Origin of the sequence: Nocardiopsis halophila DSM 44494, assembly GCF_000341245.1 — a bacterium.
Taxonomy (GTDB): Bacteria; Actinomycetota; Actinomycetes; order Streptosporangiales; family Streptosporangiaceae; genus Nocardiopsis_A; species Nocardiopsis_A halophila.
Genome location: NZ_ANAD01000017.1, coordinates 26540 through 42841 on the forward strand (window position 1 = coordinate 26540; position 16302 = coordinate 42841).

Below are 16302 nucleotides of genomic sequence, written 5' to 3' on the forward strand. Positions count from 1 at the left end.
CGCACCCGAGGGGACTCACTCCCCCTTCGGCGCTCCGCCCATCGAACGGCCCTTGATCCAGTAGCCGCGGGCGGTGACGGCGTCCTTCGGGAGGCCGCAGGTGTCGCGCAGGAGAGTGCGCACGCGCTTGGTGGTGCCGGTGTCCGTGGCCACCCACGCCCTCCACCCGTCGAGTTCGCCCTTCAGCGCCTCGACCGCCTTCGGCAGCCCGTCCTCTTCCACGACCCAGGTGAGTTCGTCGCCCTCGCGCACTGCGGTGGGCAGGTCCATGTCCTCGACATGCTGGCGCTGGAGGAGCACGCGCGCGCGGGTCCGCTCAGGCAGTGCGCGCAGTATGTCGTTGATCGCGGGGAGCGATGCGGGGTCCCCGACGAGCAGGTACCCGGCAGGAGCCGGCTCCGGGACCGAGAAGGACTTGCCCGGGTAGACGGTCACCTTGAGGCGGTCCCCCTTCTCCGCCGCGCGCGCCCAGTCGGAGGCCAGGCTCCCGCCCTCGTGCAGGACGAACTCGACGGAGAACTCCCCGTTCTCCCGGTCCACGTCGGTGACGGTGTATCCGCGCTGGTACTCATCGCCCCCGCTGGGGAACCAGAGCCGCAGCCAGAAACCCGGAGGGGTGGCGTGTTCGGCGAGCAGGTCGGGGCCGTGGAAGCGGACCCTGCGGTAGTGGGGCGTCACGTCGGCGGCGCCCTGCACCGTGATCCAGTGGTCGGGGGCCCTCAGCACCCGCAGAACGGCGCGTTCGAACCGGCTCATTCGGTCCCCTCTCCGGGAGGCGTCGACGACGATGGCGGTCGATATTAGGTGAGCCTAATCTAACTTGCCATCGCGCCGAGGTCTACCGCCCCAGGACCCGCCTCAGCCAGCTGAGCCGGGCGTCGCGCGCCGCACGGGACACGGCCGCGCCGGGGGCCATCCAGTCGTAGCCGTGGAAGCCGCCCGCCCACACGTGCAGTTCCGCCTGCCCGCCCGCCGCCCAGAGGGCGGAGGCATAGGCGGCGGCCTCGTCGCGGAAGCCCTCCGCCGAGCCGACGTCGATGAAGGCCTGCGGGAGGCCGGACAGGTCTCCGGCCCGGGCGGGGGCGGCGTACGGAGAGACGTCCGGACCGCCGGCCGCCTCGCCGAGCAGGGCCGTCCAGCCGACGTGGTTGGCCGGGCGGTCCCACATGCCGAGTCCGTCCATCTGCCGCATGGAGACGCTGTCGTTGCGGTCGTCGAGCATGGGGCACAGGAGCATCTGCCCCTTGAGGTCCGGTCCCTTGCGGTCGCGGGCCATCAGGGCCAGCGCGGCGGCCAGGCCGCCGCCGGCGCTCCCCCCGCCGACGACGATCCGGTCGGGGTCCACGCCGATGGCGGCGGCGTTCTCCGCCGCCCAGAGCAGCCCGGCGTAGCAGTCCTCGACGGGCGCCGGGTGCGGATGCTCAGGGGCCAGCCGGTACTCGACCGAGACGACCGCGAACCCCTCCTCCGCGGCCCAGGAGACCACTTCCGGCATGCCGAGCCGGTTGTCGCCGATGACCATCCCCCCGCCGTGCGAGTAGTACAGCGCGGGGACGGGGCCGTCCACGACGGCCGGACGGCAGATCAGCAGAGAGATGTCGGGAGCCCCGTCCGCTCCGGGGACCGTGCGCTCCTCGACATCGATGGCGCCGCCGCGCCGCAGGTCCTCGTCGGCCACCGAGGCGACCTCAGCGTAGGCGGCGCGGATGGCGGCGATCTGGTCCAGGCTTTCGAGGGGCGGCCCCACAGCGCGCGCGGCACGCAGGGCCGGCACCACCTCGGCGTCGAAGGGCACGGGCGGCGGGACAGGGGGTTCGGACATGAGGCCCTCCTCGGGGATGGGACACCGGGACCCTAGCCCCCCTCCCCCTGTCCGGTGGAGGGGGTGTACGGCCTGTCTGCCCTCGAATCGTCAGAGGCCGAGGCGATAATCCTGCCTGCCCCGTGGCCACGGGGCAGGTCGCGTACCGAGCCGAGGAGCGTCAGATGCCGTCACCAGCACCGGGCCCGCGCCGTGGAGCCCACCGATGAGCGGCCGTGAGGACCTGTGGCCGCTGATCCACCAAGAGCGGGCGGCGCTGGCCGAGGACCTGGCGGACCTGACCGATGAGCGGTGGGCGACCCCGTCGCTGTGCGAAGGCCTGACCGTGCGGCAGGTCCTCGCCCACATGACGGCCGCGGCCACCTTGAACGGCCTGCGATGGTTCGCCGGGGTCGTCCGCTGCCGGTTCGACTTCGACGCCCAGGTCGCGATGCGCCTGGAGGAGCAGATGGGGGCCTCCGGGGCCGAGACCCTGGAACGCTTCCGGGCGGTCATCGACAGCACGACGTTCCCGCCCCTGCCCAAGCCCGCCATCCTCGGCGAGGCGGTCGTCCACGGCGAGGACATCCGGCGGCCGCTGGGCATCCCGAGTGACCGTCCGATCGCCGTGCTGACCCGTGTGGCGGACTACTACAAGGGCTCGGACCAGGTCGTCGTGGCCAAGAGCCGGGTCGAGGGGCTGGAGCTCCGCGCCACCGACGGGCCGTTCGCCTCCGGGGCCGGACCGCTCGTCTCCGGGAGCACCCTCGCCCTGATCATGGCGATGACCGGACGGCCAGCCCACCTGGACGACCTCAGCGGCGACGGAGTGCGGATCCTGCGCGAACGCATGGAGGACTGACGCGTCCCGGACGCGGCGGGCGCCGACCGCCCGGTCACCCTGCCAGGAGTTCCGGCCACAGCAGGGCCGCGCCCGCCACGGCCGCCGCGACGGCCATGACGAGGACGGCGAAGGCCCGCTTCAGCCGCTCGGCGGGGATCCGACGGGCCAAGCGCCCCATCACCAGGGACGACACCACCGCAGCGGCCGCGAACACGGCCACCGTGCCCGCCCCCTCCAGGGGCGCCGAACCCCAGTGCGCGACCAGCCCGGACGCGGAGTTGAGCGCCACCACCAGTAGCGAGGTCGCCACGGCCTCGGCCGCGTCCAGCCCCAGGAGCAGGGCCAGCGCGGGCACCACGACGAACCCGCCGCCCACCCCGAACAGCCCGGTGAGCAGGCCGACCGCGGCCCCGGCGGCGGCCGCCTTGGGCAGGCAGGAGCGCCAGTCCACCCCGCCCGAGCGGGTGCGGCACGCCCCGTCCTCGCCCGGCGACGCGACGAGCATGCGCACGGCGACCGCGACCATCACGGCCGCGAAGCCGAGCATCAGCCACTGCTCCGGGAGCCGCTGCCCGATCGCCGTCCCCGCGAACGCCGCCGGGATCCCCGGGACAGCGAACGCCAAGGCGACGCGCCAGCGGATGACGCCCTGCCGCAGACGCGGCAGGACCCCGGCCACCGACGAGGCCCCGACCACGGCGAGCGATGCGGGGATGGCGGCGTGGACCGACAGGCCGACGCCGAACACCAGGGCGGGAACGGCGAGGATCGACCCGCCCGCACCGAGGACCCCCATGAGGGCGCCGATGGCCAGTCCGGACAGGAGCGCCGCTAACACGGCCGCCCCCGCGCGCTCTCGGGTACGCGGGCGCCGACGCGACAGACGGCGCTCACCGGGAGCCCCCGGCGTCCGGGCCGGTCAGCGCCGTGAGCATCGTTCCCGAATCGCAGGACACGGCGCGGTTCCACGGCATCAGCGCCAAGACGCGGGCCATCCCGCAGGTGTCGGTGACCGCCGAGAACACCAGCCCCGCTCCGATGATCGCGGCGATCCAGGTCAGCGGAGGGAAGGCGAGGCCGGCGAGGACCGACACCAGGACGATCGCCCCGGCCGTGAAGCGGACCTGCCGCTCCATGGACCAGGTGCCGCGCCCCTTCTCGACCGGCGCGCCCGCCGTCTCCCAGGCGGTGACACCGCCCTGGAGCACGCTGATGCCGGTGAGACCGGCCGCGTCGACCAGCTTGCGCGCCTCGTCGGCACGCATGCCGGAACGGCAGACCAGCACGACCGGGTCGGAGTGGTCGGCCGTGAGCTCGTTGCGGTGCTCCTGCAGCAGGTTCAGGGGAACGTTGTAGGAGCCGGGGATGTGCACTGAGGCGAACTCGCCCGGAGTCCGCACATCGATCAGGCGCACGCGGGGGTCGTTCTCTCTCAGCGCTCGCAGCTCGTCGACGGTGAGGGAGGCGGAGTGGGCGGAGGGAATGGACTCGTTCATGGTTCCTCGATCTCGGTGCTCAGGATTCGGGGTGGGGGCAGTGAGCGGGTCGGGGACGGTGATGGCGGCCGGGCAGGGACCGGCGATCGAGAGTGGTGAATTCACCACTCCACGCCGCCGATAGTGGTGATTCCGCCACTCTCGATCCGTTTGGAGGGCACGCGGCGCGGGCCGGGTATCTCGGCACAGCGCACGCGCACGGGACGCGCGACCGATGCGGTGCGGCGGACCGCCCCGCCAGTGCGGTCGAGGTGGCGGCTCCGTCGCGCTCCCTGAGCTTCGGACCGTCCGCCGCTCCAACGCCTCCGACGGCCGCCATCGCGAGGGGCCTCAGGGGCCTACGGGACAGGACCTTCACGCCACCGCCATCGGCACGCCCTCGGACTCAGCCCGGTCGAAGGCGTCGTCCACGAGCACGACCCGGCGCCCGGCGCGCGCCAGCAGCGACGCCGCCGCCGTGGCGCGGTACCCGCTGCCGCAGTGCACCCACACCGCGCCGTGCGGGACGTCGTCCATGCGTCCCGCCAGCTCGGGCAGCGGGATGTGCACGGCACCGCGCACGTGCGAGGCATCCCATTCGTTCTTCAGGCGCACGTCGAGCACGACGTCAGGGGCGGGAAGACCGTCGGGGACCGCGCCGTCCATGGCCGAGGCCAGGCCGTCGAAGGTGGCCGTCGGCAGGGAGCGGAGCTGGTCGGGCGAGGCGGCAAGCTCCTCGGGCGCACCCGCGGCAGCGGCGGCGATGCGGTCGATGCCGATCCGCACCAGTTCGCGCCGGGCCTGCGCGACCTGGTCGGGCGTCTCGCCGAGCAGGGTGACGGGGGCGCCCCACTCGATCATCCATCCGAGCCAGGTGGCCATCGGCCCGTCCAACCCCAGACTCACGGTCCCGGCCAGGTGGGAGCCGACGTAGGCCTTGCGGTTGCGCAGGTCCACCACCCACTCGCCGCGCTCCAGGCGGTCGCGCAGCTCCCGCGGGTCGGCCTGGACCGGCGTGCGCAGGTCGACCGGCTCGGGCCCGGCGAGGTTGGCCACGCCCATGTGGGCGTAGTAGGCGGGGTAGGCGTCGAGCCCGGCCAGCGTCTCGTGGACGAATTCGTCGGCGGCCAGGCGCAGGGCGGGGTTGATCTGCTTCTCCCTGCCGAGGGTGGAGTCGTCGCCGGAGGCCTGGGTGGCCGAGCAGAAGCTGCCGAAGCCGTGGGTGGGCCACACCCGCACGCCGTCGGGCAGCAGCTCGGCGAGGCGGCGCGCGGAGGCGTGCTGGTGGCGGGCCAGGTCCTCGGCGTGGTGGTGGCCGAGCAGGTCGGTGCGGCCGGTGGTGCCGAACAGCAGGGACCCGCCGGTGAACACGCCTTCGGGGCCGTCCGGGCCGTCGAGGGCGTAGGAGAGGTGGTGGAAGGTGTGCCCGGGGGTGGCCAGGACCTTCACCCGCATGGACGACGAGACCTCCACGACGTCGCCGTCGGCCAGCGGGACGCGTTCGAAGGGGACCTCGTCGGCGGCGGCGACCCCGTACGCGGCACCGGTCAGCCGGGAGAGCTCCAGCCCGCCGGAGACGTAGTCGTTGTGGATGTGGGTCTCCAGGACGTGGGTGATGCGCACGCCCAGGCGGCCGGCCAGGGCGAGGATGCGGTCGACGTCGCGCTGGGGGTCGACCACGAGGGCGGCCTCGCCGTCGGTCGCGAGGTAGCTGCGGTCCCCCAGGGACGAGGTGCTGATGACGTGGACGTCGTTGGCCTGCGCCGTCATGTCGGCCTCCGTATCGGTGAAGTCGGTCGGTGGGGCGGGCCGGGCATCGGCTCGCGGCACCGGGGCCCGGTGACTACTTTCAGTTAAAACTCATTCCTTTTAGTCACACACCCTGGGGGGTATGGACCGGGCAAAAAGAGACGGCGCGCGAACGCGCCGCGCCCGCCGCCCGTCAGGCGAGGGCGAGGAACAGCTTCTCCAGCTCCTCCTCGGTCATCGGCGGCTCATCACCGTCCTCGCGAGCCTGCCGGCAGTGCCGCATGCCGCTGGCGACGATCTTGAACCCGGCGCGGTCCAGCGCCCGGGAGACGGCGGCCAGCTGGGTCAGCGTCGCCTTGCAGTCGGCGCCGTCCTCCATCATCGAGATCACGCCTGCGAGCTGCCCTTGGGCCCGCCGCAACCGGGTCAGCGCGTCGCCCACCAGCTCCGGGGACATCTCCATCCGTCCACCGCCTTTCGTCCGCCTGCCGTCACCGCCACGGTACCCCATACCCCTACCCGTATGAAAACCGTGCCTCGGAGACCCCGCCCACGTGGGGGCCGCACAGGGTCAGCGGGGGCTGGCCGACAACGCGAGGCCCACCTCGTAGGCGCGGATGACGGTCTGCACCCGGTCCCGCAGCCCCAGCTTGCGCAGGATCCGGCCCACATAGGTCTTCACCGTCGCCTCGGACAGCACGAAGTGCTCGGCGATCTCGCCGTTGGTCATGCGGTCGGCGATCGCCGCCATGACCTCGACCTCCAGCGGGGTCAGTTCCCCGAGCCCCGGGGCCGACCGCGCCGTCGGCGGAAGCGGTGGTGGTGTCGGCGGTGTCAGAGGAGTCGACGCGAAAATGGGTCCGCCGACCCTCGCCCCTGGGACCCGCCCCGCCCATGCCTGTGACACGATCCAACCGGACGAGCAGGGCCCGGGGCATCCGACCGTGGTCGACACTTCGACGCGGGCCGGACGGACACGGGCGGGGCTCCTCTTCGACCGGGGAGCCCCGCCTCTCAGTGGTGGTGCGTACCGACGGTGCCGCTGCGGGATTCCCACGGCCCGTGCGTCACCTCCGGCCACACGAACGGCCTAACGGCCGGGATCTCATGGTCCGGGGGAAGGCCGGGAGCGTAGGAACTGCCTGCGAGGCGGTGCGGGGATGGCGCGCAGATCGCGCACGACCGTGGCCCCGCGGGTCAGCAGTTGATGAGGACGACCCGGTCCACGAGGTCATTGATCTTGTGCCACCCGGAACCGACCGTCGTCGGCCGCGGGTACTTCCCGGTGGAGTAGTGAGTGCCCGTGCAGCCGTTCGGCACGTAGTACCCGTCGGCGTCCTTCATGTGGTCCTTGGAGCTCTCCAGCTGGTAGAGGCGGACCTTGTTGCCGCAGGCCGTGCCGCTTCCGCCGCAGTTCCAGTCGTCGGCGACGACCAGCCACTTCTCCGACCGGGCGGCGTTCGTGATCTCGCCGCCCGTGAACTGCGCCTCCACCTCGCCGGCCGAGGCCGGCGCCGCCATCGCAAGAGAGCCCGCGACTCCCAGGACACCGATCGCCGCCGCAAGCCCGAAGGAACGCCTGATTCGTGCCATGCCATCTCCCTGTTTTCCGGGGCAACAAACCCTAGAAAACTAGGAATTTCAGACCTTAGGGAGCAATATATTTCAACTATGCTCAAAATAGGACGGTCACGGCGGAATGACGCGTCTCGCGGCGACCGAGCAGGGGCCGGGGCATCCGACCGTGGTCGACATTCGAGGACCTCGTGTGCGGGACAGTGCCCTCGTGCGGGCAACGGCCGGGGAGCCGACCTCCTTTTCAGGCGGGGGTGCCGAGGCGGTCGTGGAAGAAGTCCACGGTGGTGGTGAAGCACGAGAGCACGTCCTCCTCCGGCAGGGCCCGCCACTGGTGGTCGCCGCCCGGGACCGTTCGGAGATCGGCTTGGGCCCCGGCCGCGTGGAGGGCTTCGGCGAGGCGGACGGACTGGTGCAGGGCGACGGTGCGGTCCTCGTCGCCGTGCATCAGCAGGAACGGGGGCGCCCCCGGGGCGACTCTGCCGACGGGGCTGTGGGCCAGGGCGTGCTCCGGGTCCTCGGCGGGAGGCACACCCAAGAGACGCGCCTCGGAGCTGTCCGGGTCGCGGGGGTCGAAGCGCTCCTTCGGGTGGTCGGTGCCGAAGTTGGTGAGGTCGGAGGGGGCGTACCAGGCCGCGCACCCCCGGACGGTGACACTCCCGGAAGCGGCACCGGTCTCCGTGCCCGCCGCCGGTGCCGTCGGCCCAGTGGGCGCCGTTGGCGCTGTCAGGGCCGCCAGGGCGGCGAGGTGGCCCCCGGCCGACTCGCCCCACATCACCGTGCGGCCGGGGTCGACGCCGATCTCGTCGGCGCGCGCCCCCAGCCAGGCGAGGGCGTCGGAGAGGTCTTCGAGCTGCGCGGGCGCCGTCGCCTCCGCGCTCAACCGGTAGTCCGGGCACGCCACCGCGATCCCCTGCCGGGCGATCCGGGCGAAGGGGCCGGGCTGCCACGCCCGGAAGCGCGGGCCCAGGTCATCACGCCTGCCGATGCGCCACCCTCCCCCGTGGACGAAGACGACCACGGGTACCGGCGCGCCGCGGTCACGCGGCAGCCAGAGGTCCATGGACAGGGGGCGCGACCCCGGGCGCTGGGCGTAGAAGGCACCGCGGAGGAGCTCCACGCCGGGGTCGGGGAAGGCGGCCGGGGGCAGCGGGAGAGTGCCCGGGTCCTCCGGGGCCGGGAGGCGGGTCGAGTGCGTCGGGGGTGTTGCCGGGCTCATTGATGTGTCCTCCGCTCGGCGGTCGGCGCCTGGCTCAGCGAGCGCCACGTGTTCTCAGTGGTCGGGGGTGTGCAGGACCGGCTTGGGACGAGGTGTCCGGCGGAGCCGGGACCGGTGGTGCGGGCGAACGCCCTCATGGCTCATCCCTCAATGACCCATCAGAGAGGGCGTCGACCGGTACGCCCGCCGGAGGGGCCTGGACGAACGGCACGACGGCTCAGCTCCCCGTTCGCCACTGATGGCCCGGTAGGAACCCGACGTCGAAGCGCTCTGGCACAACCGCGAACGCATGTGCCTCGGGAACGACCGGCTCGGTCGGCATGACGAGCTCGTCGGTGGGCTCGCCGAGGTTCTCGAAGAAGCGCTCGAACGTGCCGCCCGGCCCGGCGGCCACGCCCACGATGCGGCTGTGGTGGCGTTCGATGCGGTAGGCGTGCGGGCAGTCCTTGGGCACGAATCCGAAGTCGCCCGGAGTGAGCACCTTCTCGTGCTGCCGTCCCTTCAGGTCCTCTACGAAGAGCCGCACCGCCCCCTCGACGACGTAGAACACCTCGTAGGTCTCGGGATGGGAGTGGGCCGGAATGGTGTCGCCCTTAGGGCCTTCGACGGTGAAGAAGTTGAAGGTGTTCTCGGTCTGCTCGCCTCCGGCGTAGACGGTGATCAGGTCGGCGAACAGGTGCGCCCGGTCCCCCATGCCTTTCTCGATGAAGTACGGGACACCGGGGTCGGGCGGGATGTGGGAGCGGGAACGGTACGGGGTGGCGAATTCGATGGTCACACGGCCCTCCAAGGGGACAGGGCTTCAGGGGCAGGGATCGTGCGGCGGGCAGGCCATGACGGGCTGGGAGCCGCGTCCCGCCTCGGGCGGCCACGACGTCGCCGACAGGCCTGCGCGGGCTTGCTCGTACGCGGTGGAACGGGGTGCCTTCCGACCGTCGCCTTTCGGACAGGAGACGAGGGAGCGGTGGCCCCGGACTCCCCCAACGCTAAGGAGGCATGGCGGGCGGAGGCCCCTAAACTCAGGTCACAGAATGAAGAGAAACGGACAGGATTCGCCGCGCGGGGCTCACGCGGTGATCCCGCCGGTCCCCTACCGCCCGGCACCGGGGGTGCCTCCCGGGGTGGAGGTGGTCGGTCTCCCCCACATGGCGGAGCGCGCCGGAGGCGACGGTGCAGCCGGTCTGCACCGGCCTCGCCGACCGGCTTTCCATGAGCTCCTGGTGGTCCGGTCGGGGCGCCTGCACTGCTCGGTGGACTTCCGCGACTGCGACGCGGGGCCCGGCACCTGGCTGTGGGTGCGCCCCGGCCAGGTGGTGCGGTTCCACGCGCCCACGGAGCAGGCGCAGGGGACGGTGGTGCTGTTCCCGACGGGGTTCGTGAACACCCGGGGCGCCGTGGCCGCCGGGAACCGGAACCCGGTCTGCCGCCCGGTCACCCCCGCCGGCACCGACCGTTCGCAGCTGGAGTGCCTGCTGGAGGCGCTGGAGCAGGAGTACCGGCGCCTGGGCGACCTCCCGCTCGACGACCACATCGAGGTCATGCGCCACCTGACGTCGGCGCTGATGGTCCGCTTGGCGCACCTGGAGGAGGAGACTCAGCACTCGCCCACAGCCCGGAGCGAGGCCTTCCTCCGGTTCCGCGATGCGGTCGAGGAGGGGTTCGCGCACACGCACCGGGTCGAGGACTACGCGCGCCGACTGGGCTACAGCCTGCGCACGTTGACGAGGGCGACGCGGGAGGCCGCCGGGGTGGGCGCGAAGCGGTTCCTGGACGACCGGGTACTGCTGGAGGCCAAGCGCATGCTGGTGCACACCACCGCGCCGTCCGCCGAGATCGGTGCGCTCCTGGGGTTCCCCGAGGCCACCGCCTTCAGCGCGTTCTTCCGCCGGCGCACCGGCCTGTCCCCGAGCGCCTTCCGCCGCGAGACGACGGGGGCGGAGGAAGGGACGTCCGGGGCACCGCGGCCCCGGGGGACGACCGGTCCGGCGTGCGGGGCGGACGGCGTCGCCTGACCTCTGCCCCGCTGCTGCGCTGTGCGCGCGCTCGGCTCCGGGACGTCTTCTTGACTTCACGTTAACTGGAACTTCTAGGTTCGGATCCGCAGGGCGGCCGGACGCGCCGCGCCCCCTCCGGCCCTGCCCCGGCGGCAGGGGGCGGACGCGGAAGGGCGTCTTGCCCGACCACTCTGACGCGACCAGGAGGCCCCCATGGCCACGACGCCCTCCGACGACTCCGCCACCCCGATCACCGTGCTGGGGCTCGGTGCGATGGGCTCGGCCATCGCCCGGACCTTCCTCGACCGCGGGCACCCGGTGACGGTCTGGAACCGCACCGCCGCGAAGGCCGTCCCTCTGGCCGAGGCCGGCGCCGCGACGGCCGCCACCGCGGCCGAGGCCGCCGCGGCCAGTCCGCTCGTGGTGGCCTGCCTCCTCGACCACGAGGCGGCCGAGGAGGTGCTGGCCGACGTGGGCGGGGCGGCTGCGGGAAAGGTGCTGGTGAACCTCACCAGCGGCTCGCCCGCCCAGGCCCGCGAGGCCGCGCGTTGGGCGGGCGAGCACGGCGCCGAGTACATCGACGGCGGCATCATGGCCGACCCGCCGGACCTGGGGACACCCCACGCGCACTTCTCCTTCAGCGGCTCCCGGGCGGCGTTCGACGCCCACGAGGCGACGCTGCGCGAGCTGGGCACCGGCACCTACTACGGCGCCGACGCCGGCCTGGCCTCGGTGGAGTTCATGGCGCAGGTGGCGACGGCCTACGAGCTGCTGATCGGTTTCCTGCACACCCTTCGGCTGGTCCAGGCGGAGGGCGCCGACCCCGCCGAGTTCGCCGACCGGGCCGCGGATTCGGTGGCCGACGACTACCCGGCACTGCTGAGGGGCATCGGCAAGGCCGTGCGCGACGGCGCGTTCCCTCCGGACATGGGACCGCTGTCGGTCCAGGCCGCCCTGATGGACGACCTGATCGACCACCGGCGTTCCCTCGGCGTCGACACGACCCGGATGCGGGAGGTCAAGCACCTCATGGACCGGCGGATCGCCGACGGCCACGGAGACGAGGGCTTCTCCGGGCTGTTCCCCCTGCTCGGCGACGATTCATGACCACGAGTTAACTACCCCCTTAGACACAAGGACAGACGGACCGAGCGAACTTGGCCCACCCGACGGATTGATAGCAGGACGCACAAAAAACTCACATGACCTTCTCGAATCGCTTCCACCCCTTCTCAGGACTCCAGAAGAACACGTCACCCGAGTTCCAGGTACTCATAACCCAGAGGTGGGTGATCTCCTTGGGCATCGAAGGAGCCACGGCAGGCAGAGGGCCACTCGGTCTCATCAGAGGGTCGTAAGCTTCGAATGGCGCCACAGTGAAACCCGGAAGAATCAAGAATAAATGCCTCTCGTCGGCGCCAGAACGCTGCAACTTACTAAGGTTGTCCGCCTGAGATGGCTGGCGAAGCCAACTTCCTACCCAGCGCGCGAAGGCATCCCCCGTGTCACCTACCATGCCACCACTTCGCTCTAGCGGAAGTTCAATAGTGATGTAGATACTTCCGGGGTAATCAGTGGCAGATTGATGGGCGTGCACCACACCCAGTCGTTGCGCTCGATTGATTAGGTGACGGCTATACCCGTGCAGGTCACTCAGATTCTGGGCTCCCAGCCGTTCCAGTTCCACGAGTAACGCAGGGAGATCTGCCCAGATCCGCTTGGCGCGCGCAGTCGACGTAAGCGCAACCAACCATCCACCATCCAGATCCTCACGAATCCATCGTCCACCACCGTTCATGATTTTCCAAAGCGCCAGCGACGCAGAATCCGCGGCAGTCGTCACTTCCACTGCCGCAAATCTATGCCCACCACGGAAGAGGTTGAAGTCGTGAACGGCGTCAGCCCTACCATCATCGTTATGGGAAACCTCTACACCCGGCAGAGCAACCTGCATACATACTTGCGCCCAAGCCTCTTCATTTCTCATCTTCTGCATGTACTTACTATGCCGACTCGGCGCACGTCTCGCACGACACCTGAGACGAGAACCCCGGGTGATGCGGCCCCGCTTTGAACAGGCTGCCCTCACTCAGTCGTGGCCTTCACCCCGGCGAGGAGGCGGTCGAGCGCGCGCTCTGTCTGCTCCAGGGCGTCCGGGCCCTCCGAGCGGGCCAGCCATAGGGCCGCCTCGTTCATCGCCCCGGAGAGGAGCCGGGCGAGCGGTTCCACGGGCTGCTCGGGGATGGTGCCGGCCGCCACGAGGTCGGTGAGCGCCTCGGCCAGGTGCCGGGCCGACGAGTCCTCGTCCATGGCCCGCCATTCGTCCCAGCCGAGCACCGCCGGGGCGTCGGTCAGGACGATGCGGCGCACCGTCGGGTCGCTCCCCGCGGCGAGGAAGGCCCGGCATCCGGCCCGCAGTCGCTCCCAGGGGTCGTCCTGCCGGTCGGCGGCCTCGGCGACCCGCTCCCCGAGTTCGCGCTGCACGTCGGCGACCACCGCGCGGAAGAGCCCCGCCTTGCTGGTGAAGTGGTGGTAGGCCGCCCCCTTCGTGACGCCCACCGCCTGGGCGACGTCGGCCAGCACCACGGCCTGGTACCCCTCCTCGGCGAACCTCCGCCGCCCTTCCGCCAACAGCGCCCCGCGCGTCGCCGCCCGCTGCTCGGCCCGCGTGCCGGCCATCTCCGCCCCACTCCCCTCTTTCACATACCTCGGGTATGCTAGCGTTCCATTTCACATACCCCGGGTATGTGAACCCAATCTCCACGGACGAGGGGACCGAGCGCATGCAGAGCGAACTCAAAGGCTTCTACCCGGTGATCGCCAGCCGCGACGTGGCCGAGGCGCGCCGCTTCTACACCCGGCTCTTCGGTTTCGCGGTCACCTTCGAGGCCGACTGGTACGTCAGCCTCCACCGCCCGGACGCCCCGCACTACGAACTCGCCCTCCTCGACCACGCCCACCCGACCCTGCCCGAGGGGCACCGGGCGCCGGTCCAGGGCGGCCTGCTGCTCAATTTCGAGGTCGACGACGTCGACGCCGAGCACCGCAGGCTGGTCGGCGAGGAGGGCCTGACCGAACTGCTCCCCCTGCGCACGGAGGAGTTCGGGCAGCGCCACTTCATCGTCGCCGCGCCGGACGGCGTCATGATCGACGTCATCACCGTCGTCCCCGCGAACGAGGAGTTCGCCGAGCAGTACGCCCCCGGCCACGCCCCCTGAACCTGCGCAGCCGCGACGCTCCAGCGAGCACCACGGCCTGTCCCGCGAAGCTCGGCGCCGCCACCAGCCAACAGTCACCAGCCGACATGGGGCGGCTGCCGACGTGCCGGACGCCTTCACTCAGCGGCCGTGCACGCGACCGACGGGAAGCATGGACGGCGTCCGGGGTCGCGGGCGATGGGCCGCAGTTCAGTACAGACCAGTACAGGCCTGCACAGGTCGGAGCAGGTCAATGCTGCTCAGTGCAGATCAGCCTGGAAGGCATGAGCATGGTCGGCCGGGCAGGCGAAGATGCGCAGGTCCCCCCACCGGCCGACCACGACCTCTGTCTCGTCGTCGCTGGCCACGGTGAACAGCAGTGCCATCTCGGTGCCGCAGTCACGGCAGGCGAAGACTCTGGGGTGCGTCAGGTGCCAGGTCGGCCAACCACCGAGTTTCCAGCCGGCGAGGCGGGTGACGCCGTCTCCACCGTCTCCGGCCCGGACCAGGTCCTCGAGCCGTGCACGGAGTTCTGCCGGGAGTTCTTCGCGGAAGGGCAGGTCGGTGACGGGATCGCCGGTAATGGTGCACGCCTGCGGAAGGTAGCCGTCCTCGTCGCACCGCGAGGGCGACGGCGGGGTCGTCAGCCGGTCGGTCACGTCCGCGGCCCGACGCCATCGCACCTCGAGCACAGGAGCGGCGTCGGCCTGGCGGGCCGGGGGATCCCAATGCTCGTTGGGACACCACAGGACCTGCAGGACGTCCCTGTCGGCGGGCCACCAGGGTCCCGGGGCGTCGTGCCGGTAGATCTGCGCGACGGGCACCATCGCCGTTGCGGGAACGCCCTCAGGATCGGTCTCGTCGGGCAGGGAGCATTCGGGCCACGGTTCGTCACGGGGCCATAGCAGCGGTCCGCCGATCGAACTGTCACGGAAGCCAGGCTCTGCGCGCTCGGGATGGAGGACGACGGCGTCGCGCGTGTAGGGCACGAGTTCGGGAATCTCAGCGAGAACCGCGTCGGCCGTCAGAGAGGGAGTGCTGGTCATGGTGCTTTCGAATCGGCGAGGCGTCGAGCGCCCACAGTTTAGAGGGCACCTGCGACACCCGCTCTCTTGAGGTGTGACCAGCGACGCCGTAAGCAAGGACGGGGATGCGAAGACGGGGTCAGACGCCGGGGTTGCCAGGTCAGGGCCAAGGGGCCAGGCCCGTGAACACCAGGTTCATCTTCGGCTCGTTCCCGTCCTGCCCCCGGAGGTCCAGCTCGTAGAAGAAGCGGTCGCGGATCTGTTCGACCGTGCAGGAGTCACCCCAGCCGGTCGCCTGTCCGGCGGGCACGGTGACGGGCGTCGGTTCAGATGCGGAGGCGGCGTCATTCCAGGGCAGCAGGACACGGGGGCCGCAGTCCGAATACGCCTCCAGGTGCAGCTCCCCACCGGTCTGGTTGATGAACTCCATGCTCCATGACACCTCTACGCCGTCCCGGACCTGAGACGAAGAGATGCTGAGGAGCTGAACGTATCCGAAACCGTCATCGTCATGGCTCTCGTCAGCGGGAACGACGGGTCTGATCACGAACACCGACACGGCCGCCAGGGCGACGAGTGCGGCAATTCCCGTAAGTGCCTTGGCGGCGGTCGATCGACGGCGCATGGTTCCTTCCGGAGTGGGGGCTGCTCCGGCGCTCAGGATAAGGGCGGTCACCGCATGCGGCGGGGCCCTCCTTTGGGGAGGGCCCCGCTCTGGGCTGTGGTGGGTGGGGTCTGTCGGGGTCGGGCGGGGTCACGGGCTCGCTCGGCGCATGAGGGTCCGGGCGATGCGGGCCGCGCAGGCCAGGTGCTGGACGTAGTCGTGCTGGACGTCGCGGTCCGGCGCGCTGCGGTCGAGCACGATCTCGGTGGTCGGGGAGAGCGTGAGGGTGATCCGGTCGCCGTTCTCCTCGATGCGGATCTGGTCCGGGCTCAGCCTCGACAGGGTGCGGTGCCCCTCGGAACCGCTCTCCGGGTCGGGGCCGGGGGTGTCGGGCGGCCGCGCGGTCACCGGGCCCCTCCCGGACGGGCGACGGGGCCGGCGGGCAGGGCGGGGGCCGGGGCGAGCAGGTCACCGGGCGGGCGGGGCCGGCCGGCGGGCAGGCCCGGGACCGCGGGAGCAGCACCGGTCACAGCGGAGTCGGTGGCGCGGGCGGCCGGGGCCTTAGGGCCGGAGGCCTGGGCGGGCAGGTAGGCGCGGGCGTGGCCGGGCGGGGTGAACTCGCTCAGCGCGAAGTCCAGGGCCCCGATGTCGGTGGCGGCCAGGGTGGTCTCCTCTTCGGCACGGTGGTGGGCCTGGTAGGGGGCGCGGTCGGCGGGCTCGTAGGTCAGGCGCCACAGGGCGCGGTGGCGCACGGCGGCCTCGCAGAATCGGGCGTAGTCGGGCACCGCGAGCGGGGCGGTGTAGGGGCGCGGGCGCGCG

The 16302-nt window shown here is 71.5% G+C and carries 20 protein-coding genes; 4 read left to right on the forward strand and 16 right to left on the reverse strand.

Annotated elements, in window-relative coordinates:
- Positions 1-15: 15 nt before the first annotated feature.
- Both D450_RS0101985 and D450_RS0101990 read right to left on the reverse strand, forming a co-directional pair.
- Positions 16-756, reverse strand: a complete 741-nt coding sequence (locus D450_RS0101985; RefSeq protein WP_017537008.1) for a siderophore-interacting protein — start codon at positions 754-756, stop codon at positions 16-18.
- Between the two features lie 82 nt (positions 757-838).
- A complete protein-coding gene (locus D450_RS0101990) occupies positions 839-1822 on the reverse strand; it encodes an alpha/beta hydrolase (RefSeq protein ID WP_017537009.1) in 984 nt (327 codons plus the stop codon).
- Between the two features lie 205 nt (positions 1823-2027).
- Here D450_RS0101990 and D450_RS0101995 point away from each other — a divergent pair, with 205 nt between their 5' ends.
- Positions 2028-2663 (forward strand): maleylpyruvate isomerase family mycothiol-dependent enzyme, encoded by a 636-nt coding sequence (locus D450_RS0101995; protein WP_017537010.1) that lies wholly within the window; start codon positions 2028-2030, stop codon positions 2661-2663.
- Between the two features lie 34 nt (positions 2664-2697).
- Here D450_RS0101995 and D450_RS0102000 read toward each other — a convergent pair whose 3' ends face one another.
- From D450_RS0102000 to D450_RS0102040, 8 genes are all read right to left on the reverse strand, one after another.
- Positions 2698-3483, reverse strand: a complete 786-nt coding sequence (locus tag D450_RS0102000; protein ID WP_083932524.1) for a sulfite exporter TauE/SafE family protein — start codon at positions 3481-3483, stop codon at positions 2698-2700.
- A gap of 52 nt (positions 3484-3535) precedes the next feature.
- Positions 3536-4141: a rhodanese-like domain-containing protein gene (locus D450_RS0102005; RefSeq protein ID WP_017537012.1), complete on the reverse strand. Its 606-nt coding sequence runs from the start codon at positions 4139-4141 to the stop codon at positions 3536-3538.
- A 354-nt stretch (positions 4142-4495) separates the two neighbouring features.
- On the reverse strand, positions 4496-5890 hold the full coding sequence (locus D450_RS0102010; RefSeq protein ID WP_017537013.1) for an MBL fold metallo-hydrolase: 1395 nt from the start codon (positions 5888-5890) through the stop codon (positions 4496-4498).
- A 172-nt stretch (positions 5891-6062) separates the two neighbouring features.
- A complete protein-coding gene (locus D450_RS0102015; RefSeq protein ID WP_017537014.1) occupies positions 6063-6332 on the reverse strand; it encodes a metal-sensitive transcriptional regulator in 270 nt (89 codons plus the stop codon).
- A 108-nt stretch (positions 6333-6440) separates the two neighbouring features.
- Positions 6441-6644, reverse strand: a complete 204-nt coding sequence (locus D450_RS0102020) for a response regulator transcription factor (protein ID WP_083932525.1) — start codon at positions 6642-6644, stop codon at positions 6441-6443.
- A gap of 422 nt (positions 6645-7066) precedes the next feature.
- Positions 7067-7462: a hypothetical protein gene (locus D450_RS0102030; RefSeq protein WP_152520780.1), complete on the reverse strand. Its 396-nt coding sequence runs from the start codon at positions 7460-7462 to the stop codon at positions 7067-7069.
- A 226-nt stretch (positions 7463-7688) separates the two neighbouring features.
- Positions 7689-8663 carry an alpha/beta hydrolase gene (locus D450_RS0102035; protein ID WP_017537017.1) on the reverse strand — a complete coding sequence of 325 codons (975 nt, stop codon included), beginning with the start codon at positions 8661-8663 and terminating at the stop codon, positions 7689-7691.
- A gap of 217 nt (positions 8664-8880) precedes the next feature.
- Complete coding sequence (locus tag D450_RS0102040; RefSeq protein WP_017537018.1) at positions 8881-9441, reverse strand: quercetin 2,3-dioxygenase; 561 nt, start codon at positions 9439-9441, stop codon at positions 8881-8883.
- Positions 9442-9808: 367 nt separating this feature from the next.
- Between D450_RS0102040 and D450_RS0102045 the strand changes: the two genes are divergently transcribed.
- Entirely contained in the window at positions 9809-10675 is an 867-nt protein-coding gene (locus D450_RS0102045; protein ID WP_275041880.1) for an AraC family transcriptional regulator, read from the forward strand.
- A 195-nt stretch (positions 10676-10870) separates the two neighbouring features.
- Positions 10871-11764, forward strand: coding sequence for an NAD(P)-dependent oxidoreductase (locus D450_RS0102050; RefSeq protein ID WP_017537020.1), 894 nt, complete (start codon positions 10871-10873; stop codon positions 11762-11764).
- Between the two features lie 91 nt (positions 11765-11855).
- Here D450_RS0102050 and D450_RS33170 read toward each other — a convergent pair whose 3' ends face one another.
- The gene (locus D450_RS33170; RefSeq protein WP_152520781.1) at positions 11856-12653 is read right to left on the reverse strand and encodes a hypothetical protein; all 798 of its coding nucleotides are present in this window, start codon (positions 12651-12653) and stop codon (positions 11856-11858) included.
- 89 nt (positions 12654-12742) lie between these two features.
- The gene (locus D450_RS0102060; protein WP_017537022.1) at positions 12743-13336 is read right to left on the reverse strand and encodes a TetR/AcrR family transcriptional regulator; all 594 of its coding nucleotides are present in this window, start codon (positions 13334-13336) and stop codon (positions 12743-12745) included.
- A gap of 104 nt (positions 13337-13440) precedes the next feature.
- Here D450_RS0102060 and D450_RS0102065 point away from each other — a divergent pair, with 104 nt between their 5' ends.
- Positions 13441-13875 (forward strand): VOC family protein, encoded by a 435-nt coding sequence (locus tag D450_RS0102065; protein ID WP_017537023.1) that lies wholly within the window; start codon positions 13441-13443, stop codon positions 13873-13875.
- A gap of 239 nt (positions 13876-14114) precedes the next feature.
- On the opposite strand, the gene D450_RS0102070 is transcribed toward D450_RS0102065, so the two are convergent.
- The 4 genes from D450_RS0102070 to D450_RS0102085 form a co-directional block, all read right to left on the reverse strand.
- The gene (locus D450_RS0102070) at positions 14115-14900 is read right to left on the reverse strand and encodes a hypothetical protein (protein ID WP_017537024.1); all 786 of its coding nucleotides are present in this window, start codon (positions 14898-14900) and stop codon (positions 14115-14117) included.
- Between the two features lie 139 nt (positions 14901-15039).
- Positions 15040-15309, reverse strand: a complete 270-nt coding sequence (locus D450_RS34390; protein WP_241483026.1) for a hypothetical protein — start codon at positions 15307-15309, stop codon at positions 15040-15042.
- 324 nt (positions 15310-15633) lie between these two features.
- Positions 15634-15891: a hypothetical protein gene (locus D450_RS0102080; protein WP_017537026.1), complete on the reverse strand. Its 258-nt coding sequence runs from the start codon at positions 15889-15891 to the stop codon at positions 15634-15636.
- Positions 15888-16302 (reverse strand): hypothetical protein (locus tag D450_RS0102085; protein ID WP_017537027.1); only part of this gene is annotated, 415 nt, incomplete at its 5' end. The genes D450_RS0102085 and D450_RS0102080, both read right to left, overlap by 4 nt.